Here is a 16,959-nt window from a genome sequence, read left to right on the forward strand (position 1 = left end):
GATCCCGCTTTTACCTTTCCGCTGCCGCTGGCTAAATTAGTAACTCATCCGACCACATAACAATAATTTTACACTGGAAGAGACTATGAGCCGCTACCCGTCGTTATTCGCCCCTCTCGATCTCGGGTTCACCACCCTTAAAAACCGCGTGTTAATGGGCTCGATGCACACCGGTCTGGAGGAGCGTCCGGACGGGGCTGAACGTCTGGCGGCCTTCTATGCCGAACGCGCACGCCACGGGGTGGCGCTGATTGTGACCGGCGGTGTAGCGCCCGCGCCCACGGGCGTGACGATGGAGGGTGGCGCGGTCCTGAACGATGCGTCACAGCTGCCGCACCACCGTATTGTCACCGACGCGGTTCACAACGAGGGCGGCAAGATCGCCCTGCAAATTCTGCATACCGGGCGCTACAGCTATCAGCCGAACCTGGTCGCGCCGTCGGCCCTTCAGGCACCGATTAACCGCTTTACGCCCCATGCCCTCACCCACGATGAGATCCTGGCGCTGATCGACGATTTTGCCCGCTGCGCCGCGCTGGCGCGTGAGGCGGGCTACGACGGCGTCGAGGTGATGGGCTCTGAAGGCTATCTGATCAACGAATTCCTCGCCGCCCGCACCAACCAGCGCGAAGACGAATGGGGCGGCGACTATGCCCGCCGCATGCGCTTTGCCGTGGAGGTGGTGCGCGCGGTGCGCGAACGTGCGGGCGCGGACTTTATTATCATCTTCCGCCTGTCGATGCTCGACCTGGTGGAGGGCGGCGGCACGTTCGACGAAACCGTTCAGCTGGCGCAGGCGATTGAAGCCGCTGGCGCCACCATTATCAACACCGGCATCGGCTGGCATGAAGCGCGCATCCCGACCATCGCCACCCCGGTGCCGCGCGCGGCGTTCAGCTGGGTGACGCGGAAGCTGAAAGGCAAAGTCTCCGTTCCGCTGGTGACTACCAACCGCATTAACGATCCGCAGGTGGCGGACGATGTGATTTCGCGCGGCGACGCCGATATGGTGTCGATGGCGCGTCCATTCCTCGCGGATGCCGAACTGCTCTCCAAAGCGCAAAGCGGCCGTGCGGATGAGATCAACACCTGCATCGGCTGTAACCAGGCGTGTCTGGATCAGATCTTCGTCGGCAAGGTCACTTCCTGTCTCGTTAACCCACGCGCCTGCCATGAAACCAAAATGCCGGTCGTTCCGGCGGTGAATAAAAAACGCCTGGCCGTGGTGGGCGCTGGCCCCGCCGGGCTGGCGTTTGCGGTGAATGCCGCCTCGCGCGGGCACAGCGTGACGCTGTTTGATGCGCTGGCGGAAATCGGTGGGCAGTTTACTATCGCCAGACAGATCCCCGGCAAAGAGGAGTTCTACGAAACGCTGCGCTACTACCGCCGGATGATCGAGCTGACGGGCGTCGATCTGCGGCTCAACCAGTTTGTCAGCGCGACGGATCTGGTCTGTTTCGACGAGGTGATCCTGGCGAGTGGGATCGCCCCGCGTACCCCGGCGATCGAGGGTATCGATCATCCGAAGGTATTGAGCTATCTCGACGTGCTGCGTGACAAAGCACCGGTTGGCGAGAAGGTGGCGATTATCGGCTGCGGCGGGATCGGTTTTGATACCGCAATGTATTTAAGCCAGCCGGGCGAGGCCACCAGCCAGAACATCGCTGAGTTCTGCGTGGAATGGGGCATTGATACCAGTCTCAGTCAGTCCGGCGGTTTACGCCCGGAAGGGCCACAGCTGCCGAAAAGCCCGCGTCAGATCGTGATGCTCCAGCGTAAAGCCAGCAAGCCGGGTGAAGGGCTGGGCAAAACCACGGGCTGGATCCACCGCGCCACCCTGCTCTCGCGCGGGGTGAAGATGATCCCGGCGGTGAGCTATCAGAAGATCGACGACCAGGGGCTGCACGTCACGATCGGCGGTGAGCCGCAGCTGCTGAACGTGGATCATGTGATTTTGTGCGCCGGGCAGGAGCCGAAGCGCGATCTGGCCGATCTGCTGCGCGAGGCGGGCAAAACGGTGCATTTGATTGGCGGGTGCGATGTGGCGATGGAGCTGGATGCGCGGCGGGCGATTGCGCAGGGGACGAAATTAGCTCTGGAGATCTAGAGCATTGCCCGGTGGCGCTGCGCTTACCGGGCCTACTAAACCGTAGGCCTGTGCAAGCGCAGCGCCGCCAGGCAAAACAATCTTACCGACGACGCCCCAGCTTCACCGATTTCAGCACCACAAACTTGTTGTTCGTCGCAATGGTGACGCAGTTGCCGAAAATCTTCTTCAGCTTGTGGAAGTAGTCCAGGTGGCGGTTCGCCACGATGTACAGCTCGCCGTTGATTTTCAGGCAGCGGCGCGCGTGGTGGAACATCTCCCACGCGACGTTATCCGTCAGGGCGTGCTTCTGGTGGAACGGCGGGTTGCAGAACACGGCGTTGAAGCGGAAAGGCTCTACGCCGGACAGTGCGTTGTTGATCATAAACTCGCAGCGATCCAGCGCGTCCGGCATATTGGTTTCCACGTTCAGACGGCTGGAGGCCACCGCCATCGGTGACTCGTCGCTGAACACCACGCTGGCTTCCGGGTTCTTCGCCAGCAGCGTCAGGCCAATCACGCCGTTACCGCAGCCGAGATCGACAATCTCACCTTCCAGATTTTCCGGCAGATGTTCCATAAAGAAACGCGCCCCGATATCCAGACCGGTGCGGGAGAAGACGTTCGCGTGGTTGTGGATGGTCCAGTCGGTGCCTTCCAGTTTCCAGCTCAGAGTCTCTGGCGCGTCGGCCAGCGCCGGTGCGCTGAAGGTGCAGTTGATCAGGCGCGCTTTTTTCCAGGCCAGCGTCGTGGTGGTCGGGCCGAGCACTTTCTCGAACAATTCCAGCGTCGAAGTGTGAATATCGCGCGCTTTGGCCCCCGCGATGATGCGGGTATCCGGCGTCACGACCTTACGCAGCGCGCGCAATTGCTGCTCCAGCAGCGCCATGGTTTTGGGCACTTTGATCAGCACCACCCCCGGCGCCTGCGGGTAGTCCGCGGTGCTGTCGAGGAACTTCACGCTGGACTCGTCGATGTCGTTATGGCGCAGGTTTTCACGCGTCGCCAGCTCGCTTAAGTAAGAATCACCGATACTATAAGGCGCATGTTCCGCCAGCGCGCAGCCCAGCGCGCCAAACGCGTCATTCAGGATCAGAACCGGCCCGCTGATTTCAGTCTCATCCAGCTGTTGCAGCAGATATTCATCCGCCGCTTCCCACGCCTGAAGCGGGTTAACGTCGTCCGTTTCCGGGAAACGTTTAAGGTTGAGTGAACGGAAACCGTTGTCTAAGTGGCTCATCGGCCCTCCTGAATGGTAAAATTTGGCGTATCCCTGAAAAGGGTGCGTGAGTATACCCGTTTTCACACTATTTTGGGGTTTTGATGAACCAGCTGACTTATCTCCAGGGCTACCCGGAGCAATTACTTTCCCAGGTGCGTGACCTGATTGCCGGGGGAAAGCTCGGCGCGGTGCTGGAAAAACGCTACCCCGACACGCACGATGTGACCACTGATAAGGCGCTCTGGCAGTATACGCAGGATCTGAAAAACCGGTATCTGAAGAGCGCGCCGCCGATCAATAAGGTGATGTACGACAACAAGATCCACGTGCTGAAAAATGCGCTCGGCCTGCACACCGCCATCTCCCGCGTGCAGGGCGGCAAGCTGAAGGCGAAGGCCGAAATCCGCGTCGCGACCGTCTTTCGCAACGCGCCGGAAGCCTTTCTGCGGATGATCGTGGTCCATGAGCTGGCCCACCTGAAAGAGAAAGAGCACGACAAAGCGTTCTACTCCCTGTGCTGCCATATGGAGCCGCAGTACCACCAGCTGGAGTTTGATACCCGTTTATGGCTGACGCATTTATCGTTAAAGAGTAATGCGCAGTAGCGCACGCGAAATGTCATGATGACGTGCTACAGTGGCATTAGGTTCCCAGCTACGGAGTACGTAAACGTTTATGATACGTTTCGCAGTCATCGGTACGAACTGGATCACGCGCCAGTTCGTCGACGCCGCCCACGAAACCGGCAAATATAAGCTCACCGCAGTCTATTCCCGCAGCCTTGAGCAGGCGCAGAGTTTTGCGAATGACTACCTGGTTGAACATCTGTTCACCTCGCTCGATGAGATGGCGCAAAGCGACGCCATTGACGCGGTCTATATCGCCAGCCCGAATTCTCTGCACTTCCCGCAAACGAAGCTGTTCCTCAGCCACAAAAAGCATGTGATCTGCGAGAAGCCGCTGGCTTCGAACATTGAGGAAGTAGAAGCCGCCATTGCGCTTGCCCGCGAAAACCAGGTGGTGCTGTTTGAAGCGTTCAAAACCGCCAGCCTGCCGAACTTCCTGCTGTTGCAGCAGTCGCTGCCAAAAATTGGCAAAGTGCGTAAAGCCTTTATCAACTACTGCCAGTATTCCTCGCGCTACCAGCGCTACCTGGACGGCGAAAACCCGAATACCTTTAACCCGGCCTTCTCGAATGGCTCGATTATGGATATCGGTTTTTACTGCCTGGCCTCTGCGGTCGCCCTGTGGGGTGAACCGCACGGCGTAACGGCCACCGCCAGCCTGCTGGAGAGCGGCGTGGATGCACACGGCGTTGTGGTGCTGGACTACGGTGATTTCAGCGTGACGTTGCAGCACTCGAAGGTCAGTGACTCCGTACTGCCAAGCGAAATTCAGGGCGAAGACGGCTCGCTGGTGATCGAAAAAATCTCCGAATGCCAGAAGCTAAGCATCGTCCCGCGCGGCGGCAAAGCGCAGGAGCTGACGCAGCCTCAGCATATTAACACTATGCTCTATGAGGCAGAGGTCTTCGCCCGCCTGGTAGAAGACAACGAAGTGAACCACCCCGGGCTTGCGATCAGCCGCACAACCGCGAAGCTGCAAACGGAGATCCGCCGACAGACTGGCGTGGTGTTCCCCGCAGACGGCGTGAATGTGGAAGCCGTCGCGTAAAGCTGTGTAATGAAACCGTGCAGACCATTGACGAAACCGATGGTCTGACATAATTTGTTACCTGCAAAGGGGAGTAACTTCTTCGCCGGTGGATCGTCATTACGATGCGTGCAAAACCGCATCCGGTCGCCGGGCAACCCTCGTGGTTGTAAGTGAGACCTTGCCGGAAGGCGAGGTCTATGCATAAAAAGCTAACGGCTATCGTCTTCTGACCATAGCCGTTTTTGTTTTTTTATGTGTAAGGAAAATAGTATGCATTCTGTCGGCACTCCAATGCTGTGGGGCGGATTCGCGGTTGTCGTGCTCATCATGCTGGCAATCGACCTCTTTTTGCAGGGTCGTCGCGGCGAGCACGGCATGAGCGTCAAGCAAGCCGCCGTCTGGTCGCTGGTATGGGTTACCCTCTCACTCCTTTTCTGCGCCGCCTTCTGGTGGTATCTGGCCTCAACCGAAGGCCGCGCGGTGGCCGATCCTCAGGCACTCGCCTTCCTCACCGGCTATCTGATTGAAAAAGCGCTGGCGGTTGATAACGTCTTCGTCTGGCTGATGCTGTTTAGCTATTTCGCCGTGCCTGCGGCTCTTCAGCGTCGCGTACTGGTGTATGGCGTGCTGGGTGCCATTGTCCTGCGTACCATCATGATCTTCGCCGGCAGCTGGCTGATTACTCAGTTTGAATGGCTGCTGTACGTGTTTGGTGCGTTCCTGCTATTCACCGGGGTCAAAATGGCGCTGGCGAAAGAAGACGATACCGGTATCGGTGATAAGCCACTGGTGAAGTGGATCCGGGGTCATCTGCGCATGACGGACAAGATCGAGAGCGAGCATTTCTTCGTGCGTAAGAACGGTCTCCTGTTCGCCACCCCGCTGCTGCTGGTGCTGATCCTTGTTGAACTGAGCGACGTGATTTTCGCAGTGGACAGTATCCCGGCTATCTTCGCCGTCACCACCGACCCGTTCATCGTGCTGACCTCAAACCTGTTCGCCATCCTGGGCCTGCGTGCGATGTACTTCCTGCTGGCGGGTGCGGCAGAGCGCTTCTCAATGCTGAAGTACGGTCTGTCGGTGATTCTGGTGTTCATTGGTATCAAGATGCTGATTGTTGATTTCTACCATATTCCGATCGCCATTTCGCTCGGCGTGGTGTTTGGCATTCTGCTGGTAACGCTGATTATCAATACCTGGGTTAACCGCCAGCACGATAAAAAGCAGCAGGTTTAGTGCGTTTTGCCGGGTGGCGCTGCGCTACCCGGCACTTTCGTTAACCAATAGTTAAAAAACATGACGCAACACGTAAAATCCAGCATTTTACTCTTCCGCCTTTCGCTGCTTTCCCTGATACTCAACCAGGCAAACAAATACTTACATCCGGACAAAAATGTGACTTAGAGCACATCCAGGATGGAACGCAATTTCACTCAGGAATAACGTATGAGCACACAATCACGCGGTCTGTTCGCGCGCCTGGCGCAGGGCAGTCTTGTAAAACAAATTCTGGTCGGGTTGGTACTGGGTATTCTGCTGGCGATGGTGTCAAAACCCGCTGCGGAAGCGACGGGACTGCTCGGTACCCTTTTCGTTGGCGCACTGAAGGCCGTTGCACCGGTACTGGTGCTGATGCTGGTGATGGCATCAATTGCCAACCACCAGCACGGACAAAAAACCAACATTCGTCCTATTCTGTTCCTGTATCTTCTGGGAACCTTCTCTGCTGCCTTAACGGCTGTGGTGTTCAGCTTCCTGTTCCCGTCCACGCTGCACCTGACCAGCGCCGCCGGTGATATCACCCCGCCGTCCGGGATTGTGGAAGTGCTTCGCGGTCTGCTGATGAGCATGGTTTCTAACCCTGTCACCGCGCTGATGAACGCGAACTACATTGGTATTCTGGTCTGGGCGATTGGTCTGGGCTTCGCGCTGCGCCATGGTAACGAGACCACGAAAAACCTGGTGAACGATATGTCGAACGCCGTCACCTTTATGGTGAAGCTGGTGATTCGCTTTGCGCCAGTCGGGATCTTTGGTCTGGTCTCTTCGACGCTGGCCACCACCGGTTTCGATGCGCTGTGGGGCTATGCGCAGCTGCTGTTCGTGCTGGTCGGCTGTATGCTGCTGGTGGCGCTGGTGATCAACCCGCTGCTGGTGTTCTGGCAGATCCGCCGCAACCCGTACCCGCTGGTGCTGACCTGCCTGCGCGAGAGCGGCGTGTACGCCTTCTTCACCCGCAGCTCTGCGGCAAACATTCCGGTGAACATGGCGCTGGCGGAGAAGCTGAACCTGGATCGCGATACCTATTCGGTGTCGATTCCACTGGGTGCAACCGTGAACATGGCGGGTGCGGCAATCACCATCACCGTGCTGACGCTGGCGGCCGTACATACGCTGGGTGTTCCGGTTGATCTGCCTACCGCGCTGCTGCTGAGCATCGTCGCATCGCTGTGTGCCTGTGGCGCCTCTGGCGTGGCGGGTGGTTCGCTGCTGCTGATCCCGCTGGCCTGTAACATGTTCGGTATCCCGAACGAGATTGCCATGCAGGTTGTGGCCGTGGGCTTCATTATCGGCGTATTGCAGGATTCCTGCGAAACCGCGCTGAACTCTTCTACCGACGTGCTGTTTACCGCAGCGGCCTGTCAGGCGGAAGACGCGCGGTTAGCGAAGAACGCCCTGCGCAGTTAAAACAAAAGCCCGGTGGCGGCTACGCCTTACCGGGCCTACAGAATATCGTAGGTCGGGTAAGCGTTAGCGCCACCCGACATAACACTTACAGCGTCACACCACTTTTAAAGATCGCCAGTTCGCGGAAGTCGTTCTTCTCGTTGCAGGTCTGCCTGCCGTTGGCAAATTCCACAATGGTATCCACAAACTCCGTCAGCAGCTGTGGCATCGTTTTGCCGTGGATCAGCTGTCCGGCATCAAAATCGATCCAGTGCTTTTTCTTCGCCGCCAGTTCGCTGTTAGTGGCGATTTTCACCGTCGGCACAAATCCACCGTACGGCGTTCCGCGCCCGGTACTGAACAGCACCATGTGACAGCCCGCCCCCGCCAGCGCGCTGGTGGCGACTGCATCGTTGCCCGGTGCGCTCAGCAGGTTCAGACCGTGGGTTTTCAGACGCTCACCGTAGCGCAGCACGTCCACCACCTGGCTGGCGCCCGCTTTCTGGGTGCAGCCGAGTGATTTCTCTTCAAGCGTGGTGATCCCGCCCGCTTTGTTACCCGGCGACGGGTTCTCATAAATCGGCTGGTTGTGGGCGATGAAGTACTGTTTGAAGTCGTTGACCATGGTAACGGTCTTCTCAAACGTCTCTTCGTCGCGACAGTGGCTCATCAGAATGCGCTCTGCGCCGAACATCTCCGGCACTTCGGTCAGCACCGTGGTGCCGCCGTTGGCAATCACGTAATCCGAGAAGCGGCCCAGCATCGGGTTAGCGGTAATGCCGGAAAGCCCATCCGATCCGCCGCACTCCAGGCCAAACTTCAGTTCGCTCAGCTTGCCCGGCTCGCGTTTGTCGTGACGCATCACCTCATACAGCTGGTGCAGCTGTTCAACGCCCGCTTCCACCTCGTCGTCCTGATGCTGGCACACCATAAAGTGCACGCGCTCAGGGTCAAATTCGCCCAGCGTGTCGCGGAAGGCATCGACCTGATTGTTTTCACAGCCAAGGCCAATCACCAGCACCGCCCCCGCATTCGGGTGGCGCACCATGTTTTGCAGCATGGTGCGGGTATTAATGTGGTCGTCACCCAGCTGGGAACAACCGTAGGTGTGGCTGAACAGATGCACGCCGTCGGTGCCTTCAGCATCGTTGGTCTCTTTCAGGAAACGCGTCTGAATTTGACGCGCGATCCCGTTCACGCACCCGACGGTCGGGAGGATCCACAGTTCATTGCGGATCCCCACCTCGCCGTTGGCGCGGCGGTAGATCTGCACCTCACGATCGGCCGCCTGTCCTTCTTCTGCCTGGAAGTCAGGTTGATAGCTGTACTCGTCCAGATCGCTGAGATTGGTGCGGGTATTGTGGGAATGAATGTACTCACCCGGCGCAATATCCGCCAGCGCATGACCGATGGGCAAACCGTACTTCACCACGTTCTCCCCTTTCGCGATGGGGATCAGGGCAAACTTATGTCCACGTCCAATGGCCTGGCGTAACGTCACCGACTGGTGGTCGAAGGTGACTTCCGTCCCTTCGGCTAAATCAGCCAGCGCGACGGCAACGTTATCCAGCGAATGGATTTTGATGTATTGCATATCAACCTCAAACGGCCTTAGTTCAGTTCAATGGCGAAGTAGTCACGCGCATTGTTAAAGCAGATGTTTTTCACCATTTCGCCCAGCAGCTGAAGATCCGCTGGCGCTTCACCCGCATGCACCCAGCGGCCAATCATCTGGCACAGAATGCGGCGGAAATATTCATGACGGGTATAGGAGAGGAAACTGCGGCTGTCGGTCAGCATGCCAACAAAGCGGCTCAGCAGACCGAGCTGCGCCAGCTGCGTCATCTGACGCTCCATGCCGTCTTTCTGATCGTTAAACCACCAGCCGGAGCCAAACTGCATCTTGCCCGGCATCCCTTCGCCCTGGAAGTTGCCGATCATGGTGCCCAGCACTTCGTTATCGCGTGGATTCAGGCAGTAAAGGATGGTTTTTGGCAGCAGGTTTTGCTCGTTCTGTTTGCTCAGCAGTTTTGACAGCTCTTCCGCCATCGGACGGTCGTTGATGGAGTCAAAGCCCACGTCCGCGCCCAGCAGTTTGAACTGGCGCTGGTTGTTATTACGCAGCGCACCGATGTGGTACTGCTGAACCCAGCCGCGACGGGCGTATTCCGCACCGAGGAACACCAGCACCGCGGTTTTGAACTGCGCCACTTCGTGCTCGCTTAGCTGTTCGCCAGAGAGACGACGCGCCAGAATGCTGTCCAGTTCGGCTTCGTTCGATTCCGCGAACAGCACCACGTCCAGCGCGTGGTCAGACACTTTACAGCCATGCGCCGCAAAGTGATCCAGGCGTTTGGTCAGCGCGGTTTGCAGATCGGCGAAACGACGGATGTCGGTATCGGACACTTCCGCCAGCTTCGCCATGTAGTCATTGAAGGTGGCCTGTTCGATGTTGAAGGCTTTATCCGGGCGCCAGCTTGGCAGCACTTTGATGTCAAAAGAGGTGTCTTTCGCGACAACTGCGTGGTGTTCCAGCGAGTCGATCGGATCGTCGGTAGTGCCCACCATCTTCACGTTCATCTGCTTCATGATGCCGCGCGCCGAGAAGCTATCCTGCGCCAGCAGTTCGTTGCACTGATCCCAGATTTCATCCGCCGTGGCGGGAGAAAGGAGCTTGCCGGTAATACCAAACGGACGACGCAGTTCGAGGTGCGTCCAGTGGTATAACGGGTTACCGATGGTGTGCGGCACGGTGGCGGCCCATGCGTCAAACTTCTCGCGATCGGTCGCGTCGCCGGTACACAGGCGCTCGGCCACACCGTTGGTGCGCATTGCGCGCCACTTATAGTGGTCACCCTTCAGCCAGATATCATACAGGTTTTTGAAACGGTAATTTTCGGCAACCTGCTGCGGCGGTAAATGGCAGTGGTAGTCGAAAATCGGCTGGTCTTTTGCGTAGTCGTGGTACAGGCGGCGAGCAAATTCGGTATCTAACAGAAAATCTTCGGTCATAAACGGCGTCATTATCGTCTTCCTCATTACGGGAGCGTCAGAAAGCTTATGTTCAGATGCTGCAAAGTTATCACACCAATTTCCACAGGCCGACGTTTTTTTCGTGAGTTAGATCAATAAACGTCGACAAATAAATTACCCTCAAAGGGGTAAACCCACTCGCAGGCCGCGCCAGTTCTGGCTTTACGCACGCCGCATAATGTCCCTACAAAGATTCACACTTTTGTGATGTCACTCACCTTTTAAAGTTGTATGACAAGTTATCTTTTCGCCGTCGCAAACTATAAGCCGACGGAATGCATTACCGGTGTTTGATACATCGGATTTAACGGTACGGAAGCCGACTTAGCACGATTACTTATGGCAAGGTTCGGGCCGTTCCGGGACAGGTTCCCGGTTACGCCCCTCCCGTTACAGAACAGCTCCCGGCAACGGTTGAGTTGTTGCCGTGTCCCGACACGGAAATAACATAACGATGAGGTTTTACATGCGTAAAATTAAAGGGTTACGTTGGTACATGATCGCACTGGTGACGCTCGGCACCGTGCTGGGCTACCTGACACGTAACACCGTGGCAGCAGCGGCGCCAACGTTGATGGAAGAGTTACATATCTCCACGCAGCAATACTCTTACATCATTGCGGCCTATTCTGCCGCTTACACCGTAATGCAGCCTGTTGCAGGTTATGTTCTTGATATTCTGGGTACAAAAATTGGTTATGCCTTCTTCGCAGTAGCCTGGGCCGTCTTCTGTGGAGCAACCGCGCTGGCTGGCAGCTGGGGTGGACTGGCGCTGGCGCGTGGCGCGGTCGGTGCGGCCGAAGCGGCGATGATCCCCGCGGGTCTGAAAGCCAGCTCCGAGTGGTTCCCGGCCAAAGAGCGTTCAATCGCTGTCGGTTACTTCAACGTCGGCTCCTCCATCGGGGCGATGATTGCGCCACCGCTGGTGGTGTGGGCTATCGTGATGCACAGCTGGCAGATGGCGTTCATCATCTCTGGTGTGCTGAGCTTTGCCTGGGCCATGGCGTGGCTGATCTTCTATAAACACCCGCGCGATCAGAAAAAGCTGTCTGACGAAGAACGTGACTACATTATCAATGGTCAGGAATCTCAGCATCAGACCGACAACGGTAAGAAGATGTCCGTCTGGCAGATCCTGGGCACCCGTCAGTTCTGGGGTATCGCCCTGCCACGCTTCCTGGCAGAACCGGCCTGGGGTACGTTCAACGCCTGGATCCCGCTGTTCATGTTTAAAGTTTACGGCTTTAACCTGAAAGAGATCGCGATGTTCGCCTGGATGCCGATGCTGTTTGCTGACCTGGGCTGTATCGTCGGCGGCTACCTGCCACCGCTGTTCCAGCGCTGGTTCGGTGTGAACCTGATTGTTTCCCGTAAGATGGTGGTCACCATGGGCGCCCTGCTGATGATTGGTCCGGGCATGATCGGCCTGTTCACCAGCCCTTACGTGGCTATCGCCCTGCTGTGTATCGGGGGCTTCGCTCACCAGTCTCTGTCCGGTGCGCTGATTACGCTCTCTTCCGACGTGTTTGGTCGTAACGAAGTGGCTACCGCCAACGGCCTGACCGGTATGGCCGCCTGGACAGCGAGCACGATGTTTGCGCTGGTGGTCGGCGCGCTGGCGGATACCATCGGCTTCAGCCCGCTGTTCGCGGTACTGGCTATCTTCGACCTGCTGGGTGCGGTGGTTATCTGGACGGTGCTGAAAAGTAAATCCGCCGATGAACTGGCGAAAGAGTCCCTTGGGGGACCGGCGACGCAGAGTTAGCGTTGTTGTGCCGGGTGGCGGCTCCGCCTTACCCGGCCTACAAAACCTAATAAAATCGTAGGCCGGGTAAGCGCAGCGCCACCCGGCAAAATCTACTCAAAAGCCGCCTCCGGGCGGCTTTTTTCATGGCGAAATCTGGAGACTGGCACGCAAAAGTGGTATAATAAATCATTCGCCGTACCCTGCCTGGAGCGCATATGGAAATCACCGAATCACGTCGTTTATATCAACAACTTGCCGCCGAGCTGAAAGATCGCATCGAGCAAGGGGTCTATCTTGTCGGTGATAAACTTCCCGCTGAGCGCTTCATTGCGGATGAAAAAAGCGTCAGCCGTACGGTGGTCCGCGAAGCCATCATCATGCTGGAAGTGGAAGGGTATGTTGAGGTACGCAAAGGTTCCGGCATTCATGTGATTTCCAGCCAGGCGAAACACTCCCCCGCGCCGGACGAAAGTCTGGAGTTTGCCAGCTACGGTCCGTTTGAGCTTCTCCAGGCTCGCCAGCTGATTGAAAGCAACATCGCGGAATTTGCGGCGACGCAGGTGACCAAGCAGGACATCATGAAGCTGATGGAAATCCAGGATCACGCGCGTAAAGAAAAATGTTTCCGCGATTCAGAATGGGACCTGCAATTCCACGTCCAGGTTGCCCTTGCGACTCAGAATACGGCGCTGGCGGCAATCGTTGAAAAAATGTGGACTCAGCGCGTTCACAACCCGTACTGGAAAAAATTGCACGATCACATTGATTCCCGCACGGTTGATAACTGGTGTGACGACCATGACCAAATTCTTAAAGCCCTGATTCGTAAAGATCCACATGCGGCGAAACTGGCGATGTGGCAGCATCTCGAGAACACAAAACAGATGCTGTTTAATGAAACAAGTGATGACTTTGAATTTAACGCTGACCGCTATCTTTTTGCCGATAATCCGGTGGTTCACCTCGATACGGCGACCAATGTCGCAAAATAAGCTCCCAAACTGCTGGCAGGCGCACCGCTGCGCCTTCCGGTCAGACAGGGTAAGAAAACCTCTATAGTGTCAGCCTTTGTAAAATTTCTCGCTCCCCTCCGTGGCTTACGCCAAAATCGTGTTTCCCCTCAAATTCTGTGACGCAGAACGTCGGGCTTTGTTACAATTGGATTCACTTCGTTATTTTGTAAGTTAGTGCTTGCTAACCAGCCAATTAACAGGGAACAGTGTTGGCCACACATCAATGTGTCCGCGAGCGACCATAATGAAATCACGACAATGTCGCCGTGCTGTTTTTCCCGAATGACAGGCGTGACGTTAACCGATTTCCAGGAACACTGAATGGAACTTTTGACCCAACTACTGAACGCCCTCTGGGCTCAGGATTTCGAAACGCTGGCCAACCCGTCCATGATTGGCATGCTCTACTTTGTGTTATTTATGATCCTGTTCCTTGAGAACGGTCTGCTGCCTGCTGCCTTTTTACCGGGCGACAGTCTGCTGGTGCTGGTCGGCGTGCTCTGTGCGAAGGGGGCAATGGCTTTCCCGCAAACGGTCCTGCTTTTGACCATTGCCGCCAGCCTGGGTTGCTGGGTGAGTTATATTCAGGGGCGATGGCTGGGCAACACGCGAATCGTTCAGAACTGGCTTTCGCATCTCCCGGCACATTACCACCAGCGAGCGCACCACCTTTTCCATAAGCATGGGCTTTCCGCCTTGCTGATTGGCCGTTTTATCGCCTTTGTACGCACCCTGCTGCCCACCATCGCGGGTCTGTCCGGCCTGAGCAGTACGCGCTTCCAGTTCTTTAACTGGATGAGTGGCTTGCTGTGGGTGCTGATCCTGACCACGCTCGGCTACGCGCTCGGTAAAACGCCGGTCTTTATGAAATATGAAGACCAGCTGATGTCTTGCCTGATGCTGCTGCCCGTCGTCCTGCTGGTGTTTGGCCTGGTCGGTTCACTGGTTGTGCTGTGGAAGAAGAAATACGGAGCCAGGGGTTAACGATGGTTATCTCCCCGCTCGCGCTGCGCCGCTTCTCTTACGCCATCGTCGCGCTGATGATGTTCAGCGCCCTCATTCTGCTGTGGTCGGCGCTACAGCATGAGGAGTCTACGCTCGCTATCCGTCCTGTGAGTCAGGGAGCCAGCGTGCCGGATGGTTTTTCCATCTGGCATCATCTGGACGCAAACGGGATCCGCTTTAAGAGCATCACGCCGCAAGACGATGTGCTGCTGATAAAATTTGACTCCAGTGCGCAAAGCGCCGCGGCGAAAGCCGTGCTGGACCGCACGCTGCCGCAGGGTTACATCATCGCGCAACAGGATGATGACAGCCACGTTGCCTCCTGGATGTCACGGTTACGCGACACCTCGCATCGATTTGGTTAACGACTAAGATTCCGAATATTTTCACCGACTTTGGTGAAACTCCCGTTTACTTACTATGCTTAAGTACGCGGAGCACCCCTCAGATGTTCTCCGCATAGTTCTGGAACACGGCTTACGCCGTTACACAATGGAAGGTTTCTATAATGAAATACCGCATCACTCTGGCTTTGGCCCTTTTTTCTTTAAGCACAGCTTCCTTCGCTATGTCTCTTTGTCAGGAGAAAGAACAGGATATCCAACGCGAAATCAGTTATGCCGAAAAGCATAACAATCAGCACCGGATCGACGGACTGAAAAAAGCGTTGAGCGAAGTGAAAGACAATTGTACGGACAGCAAGCTGCGTGCCGATCATCAGGAAAAGATCGCTGAACAGAAGGAGGAGATAGCCGAGCGCCGTCAAGACCTGCAAGAAGCGAAAGAGAAAGGTGATGCGGAAAAAATTGCCAAGCGCGAGAGGAAGTTGCAAGAGGCGCAGGACGAACTGAAAGCGCTGGAAGCTCGCGATTATTGAGTTAACGGAAATCTCAACAGGAGAAAATCATGTCAAAAGATACAACTTCAGAAAATCTGCGCGCTGAACTGAAATCCCTGGCGGATACCCTGGAAGAGGTACTGAACTCTTCTGCCGATAAATCGAAAGAAGAAGTGAGCAAACTGCGCAGCAAAGCGGAGCAGGCGCTGAAAGAGAGCCGTTACCGTCTGGGTGAAACCGGTGATGCACTGGCGAAACAGACCCGCGAAGCGGCAGCGCGCGCAGACGAATATGTACGTGATAATCCATGGACGGGTGTAGGTATTGGTGCCGCAGTGGGTGTGGTGCTGGGTGTCCTGCTGACGCGTCGTTGATTATGGAAGATCCACGTCACGCACAAGGGCCTGCTAAAAACGTCCTCGGCATCGGCCAGCGTATTCTTACCACGCTGGTCGGGATTGCCGAAACGCGCGTCCGGCTTGCGGTAGTGGAACTGGAAGAAGAGAAAGCCAATCTCTTCCAGATGCTGCTCATGCTTGGCCTTACGATGCTCTTTGCCGCGTTTGGTCTGATGAGCCTGATGGTGTTAATCATCTGGGCAATCGATCCACAATATCGTCTGAACGCGATGATTGCGACTACCGTGGTTCTGCTGGTGGCGGCGCTGATAGGCGGTATCTGGACCCTGCATAAAGCGCGTACGTCAACCTTCCTGCGCCACACGCGTCAGGAGCTGGCTAACGACCGCGCCCTGCTGGAGGATGATAAGTCGTGAGCGACAAAGCCGAACGTCAGAAGCGAAAAGCGTATCTGCTGAGCCAAATCCAGCAGCAGCGGCTGGATCTGTCCGCCAGCCGTCGCGACTGGCTGGAGCTGACTCAGCGTTACGATCGCGGCTGGAATACTCTCCTGAGCCTGCGATCGTGGGCGCTGGTGGGTAGCAGCGTGATGGCTATCTGGACGATTCATCATCCAAACATGCTGATTCGCTGGGCACGCCGTGGCTTTGGTGTCTGGAGCGCATGGCGTCTGGTGAAAACTACGCTGCGACAGCAGCAGTTGCGCTAGCTTTCTTGCCGGGTGACGCTGCGCTTACCCGGCAAAACTTCCTCCCTTACTCAATATCTTTGAAAAAGATTAACAGTTTTCCTTGCTAACAATTGCCATCCGCCCCGTTTACACTCCTCTCCATCGACAGCAAAGACGCGGTATCTACCCGAATTTGCACGCAAATAACGTTTAGCCGCTGATGTGGTTTCCTGGATAGTAAAATGAAAAAATTAGAAGATGTTGGTGTACTGGTAGCGCGAATTCTGATGCCTGTTCTGTTCATTACCGCAGGTTGGGGCAAAATCACCGGCTATGCGGGCACTCAGCAATATATGGAAGCGATGGGCGTGCCAGGGTTCCTGCTGCCGCTGACCATCCTGCTTGAGTTCGGCGGCGGCCTGGCAGTGTTGTTCGGTTTCCTGACCCGCACCACGGCGCTGTTCACCGCAGGCTTTACCCTGCTGACCGCGTTCATCTTCCACAGTAACTTTGCGGAAGGCGTGAACTCCCTGATGTTCATGAAAAACCTGACCATCGCGGGTGGCTTCCTGCTGCTGGCCATCACTGGTCCAGGGGCTTACAGCATCGACCGTCTTCTGAATAAGAAGTGGTAAGCAGGCTATACTGATTACATTCAAAGCG

Annotated in this window: 17 protein-coding genes; 14 read left to right on the forward strand and 3 right to left on the reverse strand. The window is 56.3% G+C overall.

Annotation, left to right across the window (positions count from 1 at the left end):
• Positions 1-85: 85 nt before the first annotated feature.
• Positions 86-2,107, forward strand: a complete 2,022-nt coding sequence (locus ACOTX7_RS07680; RefSeq protein WP_221813333.1) for an NADPH-dependent 2,4-dienoyl-CoA reductase — start codon at positions 86-88, stop codon at positions 2,105-2,107.
• A gap of 82 nt (positions 2,108-2,189) precedes the next feature.
• Here ACOTX7_RS07680 and rlmG read toward each other — a convergent pair whose 3' ends face one another.
• Positions 2,190-3,326, reverse strand: a complete 1,137-nt coding sequence (gene rlmG, locus ACOTX7_RS07685) for a 23S rRNA (guanine(1835)-N(2))-methyltransferase RlmG (RefSeq protein WP_006812063.1) — start codon at positions 3,324-3,326, stop codon at positions 2,190-2,192.
• An 83-nt stretch (positions 3,327-3,409) separates the two neighbouring features.
• Between rlmG and ACOTX7_RS07690 the strand changes: the two genes are divergently transcribed.
• From ACOTX7_RS07690 to sstT, 4 genes are all read left to right on the forward strand, one after another.
• Complete coding sequence (locus ACOTX7_RS07690) at positions 3,410-3,913, forward strand: M48 family metallopeptidase (protein ID WP_006812064.1); 504 nt, start codon at positions 3,410-3,412, stop codon at positions 3,911-3,913.
• 70 nt (positions 3,914-3,983) lie between these two features.
• Entirely contained in the window at positions 3,984-4,982 is a 999-nt protein-coding gene (locus ACOTX7_RS07695; RefSeq protein ID WP_047355083.1) for a Gfo/Idh/MocA family protein, read from the forward strand.
• 252 nt (positions 4,983-5,234) lie between these two features.
• Complete coding sequence (locus ACOTX7_RS07700; protein WP_047355082.1) at positions 5,235-6,200, forward strand: TerC family protein; 966 nt, start codon at positions 5,235-5,237, stop codon at positions 6,198-6,200.
• A gap of 210 nt (positions 6,201-6,410) precedes the next feature.
• Positions 6,411-7,652 carry a serine/threonine transporter SstT gene (gene sstT, locus ACOTX7_RS07705; protein ID WP_006812067.1) on the forward strand — a complete coding sequence of 414 codons (1,242 nt, stop codon included), beginning with the start codon at positions 6,411-6,413 and terminating at the stop codon, positions 7,650-7,652.
• Between the two features lie 85 nt (positions 7,653-7,737).
• Here sstT and ACOTX7_RS07710 read toward each other — a convergent pair whose 3' ends face one another.
• Positions 7,738-9,225 (reverse strand): UxaA family hydrolase, encoded by a 1,488-nt coding sequence (locus ACOTX7_RS07710; protein ID WP_221256504.1) that lies wholly within the window; start codon positions 9,223-9,225, stop codon positions 7,738-7,740.
• 17 nt (positions 9,226-9,242) lie between these two features.
• Positions 9,243-10,655, reverse strand: coding sequence for a glucuronate isomerase (gene uxaC, locus ACOTX7_RS07715; protein ID WP_032674064.1), 1,413 nt, complete (start codon positions 10,653-10,655; stop codon positions 9,243-9,245).
• Between the two features lie 475 nt (positions 10,656-11,130).
• On the opposite strand from uxaC, the gene ACOTX7_RS07720 reads away from it, so the two are divergent.
• From ACOTX7_RS07720 to ACOTX7_RS07760, 9 genes are all read left to right on the forward strand, one after another.
• A complete protein-coding gene (locus ACOTX7_RS07720) occupies positions 11,131-12,429 on the forward strand; it encodes an MFS transporter (RefSeq protein ID WP_032674065.1) in 1,299 nt (432 codons plus the stop codon).
• 197 nt (positions 12,430-12,626) lie between these two features.
• The gene (exuR, locus tag ACOTX7_RS07725; RefSeq protein WP_192970766.1) at positions 12,627-13,403 is read left to right on the forward strand and encodes a transcriptional regulator ExuR; all 777 of its coding nucleotides are present in this window, start codon (positions 12,627-12,629) and stop codon (positions 13,401-13,403) included.
• 342 nt (positions 13,404-13,745) lie between these two features.
• Positions 13,746-14,408: a DedA family general envelope maintenance protein YqjA gene (yqjA, locus tag ACOTX7_RS07730; RefSeq protein WP_003862638.1), complete on the forward strand. Its 663-nt coding sequence runs from the start codon at positions 13,746-13,748 to the stop codon at positions 14,406-14,408.
• A gap of 2 nt (positions 14,409-14,410) precedes the next feature.
• On the forward strand, positions 14,411-14,794 hold the full coding sequence (gene mzrA, locus ACOTX7_RS07735) for an EnvZ/OmpR regulon moderator MzrA (RefSeq protein WP_006812072.1): 384 nt from the start codon (positions 14,411-14,413) through the stop codon (positions 14,792-14,794).
• A 143-nt stretch (positions 14,795-14,937) separates the two neighbouring features.
• Positions 14,938-15,306 (forward strand): DUF1090 domain-containing protein, encoded by a 369-nt coding sequence (locus ACOTX7_RS07740; RefSeq protein ID WP_006812073.1) that lies wholly within the window; start codon positions 14,938-14,940, stop codon positions 15,304-15,306.
• A 29-nt stretch (positions 15,307-15,335) separates the two neighbouring features.
• Complete coding sequence (locus ACOTX7_RS07745; RefSeq protein WP_003862645.1) at positions 15,336-15,641, forward strand: DUF883 family protein; 306 nt, start codon at positions 15,336-15,338, stop codon at positions 15,639-15,641.
• A 2-nt stretch (positions 15,642-15,643) separates the two neighbouring features.
• Positions 15,644-16,042 (forward strand): phage holin family protein, encoded by a 399-nt coding sequence (locus ACOTX7_RS07750; protein ID WP_003862647.1) that lies wholly within the window; start codon positions 15,644-15,646, stop codon positions 16,040-16,042.
• Positions 16,039-16,335 (forward strand): YqjK-like family protein, encoded by a 297-nt coding sequence (locus ACOTX7_RS07755; RefSeq protein ID WP_221813331.1) that lies wholly within the window; start codon positions 16,039-16,041, stop codon positions 16,333-16,335. Before ACOTX7_RS07750 ends, ACOTX7_RS07755 begins: the two co-directional genes overlap by 4 nt.
• Positions 16,336-16,538: 203 nt before the next feature.
• Positions 16,539-16,931 (forward strand): DoxX family protein, encoded by a 393-nt coding sequence (locus tag ACOTX7_RS07760; protein ID WP_006812075.1) that lies wholly within the window; start codon positions 16,539-16,541, stop codon positions 16,929-16,931.
• Positions 16,932-16,959 lie beyond the last annotated feature (28 nt).

The sequence above is a fragment of the Enterobacter cloacae complex sp. IR5418 genome, assembly GCF_049238105.1.
GTDB classification, from domain to species: domain Bacteria; phylum Pseudomonadota; class Gammaproteobacteria; order Enterobacterales; family Enterobacteriaceae; genus Enterobacter; species Enterobacter hormaechei.

Coding starts and splice junctions, on each gene's coding strand:
- ACOTX7_RS07680 (WP_221813333.1), top strand. CDS start 86: ATGAGCCGCTACCCGTCGTTATTCGCCCCTCTCGATCTCGGGTTCACC.
- rlmG (WP_006812063.1), bottom strand. CDS start 3,326: ATGAGCCACTTAGACAACGGTTTCCGTTCACTCAACCTTAAACGTTTC.
- ACOTX7_RS07690 (WP_006812064.1), top strand. CDS start 3,410: ATGAACCAGCTGACTTATCTCCAGGGCTACCCGGAGCAATTACTTTCC.
- ACOTX7_RS07695 (WP_047355083.1), top strand. CDS start 3,984: ATGATACGTTTCGCAGTCATCGGTACGAACTGGATCACGCGCCAGTTC.
- ACOTX7_RS07700 (WP_047355082.1), top strand. CDS start 5,235: ATGCATTCTGTCGGCACTCCAATGCTGTGGGGCGGATTCGCGGTTGTC.
- sstT (WP_006812067.1), top strand. CDS start 6,411: ATGAGCACACAATCACGCGGTCTGTTCGCGCGCCTGGCGCAGGGCAGT.
- ACOTX7_RS07710 (WP_221256504.1), bottom strand. CDS start 9,225: ATGCAATACATCAAAATCCATTCGCTGGATAACGTTGCCGTCGCGCTG.
- uxaC (WP_032674064.1), bottom strand. CDS start 10,655: ATGACGCCGTTTATGACCGAAGATTTTCTGTTAGATACCGAATTTGCT.
- ACOTX7_RS07720 (WP_032674065.1), top strand. CDS start 11,131: ATGCGTAAAATTAAAGGGTTACGTTGGTACATGATCGCACTGGTGACG.
- exuR (WP_192970766.1), top strand. CDS start 12,627: ATGGAAATCACCGAATCACGTCGTTTATATCAACAACTTGCCGCCGAG.
- yqjA (WP_003862638.1), top strand. CDS start 13,746: ATGGAACTTTTGACCCAACTACTGAACGCCCTCTGGGCTCAGGATTTC.
- mzrA (WP_006812072.1), top strand. CDS start 14,411: ATGGTTATCTCCCCGCTCGCGCTGCGCCGCTTCTCTTACGCCATCGTC.
- ACOTX7_RS07740 (WP_006812073.1), top strand. CDS start 14,938: ATGAAATACCGCATCACTCTGGCTTTGGCCCTTTTTTCTTTAAGCACA.
- ACOTX7_RS07745 (WP_003862645.1), top strand. CDS start 15,336: ATGTCAAAAGATACAACTTCAGAAAATCTGCGCGCTGAACTGAAATCC.
- ACOTX7_RS07750 (WP_003862647.1), top strand. CDS start 15,644: ATGGAAGATCCACGTCACGCACAAGGGCCTGCTAAAAACGTCCTCGGC.
- ACOTX7_RS07760 (WP_006812075.1), top strand. CDS start 16,539: ATGAAAAAATTAGAAGATGTTGGTGTACTGGTAGCGCGAATTCTGATG.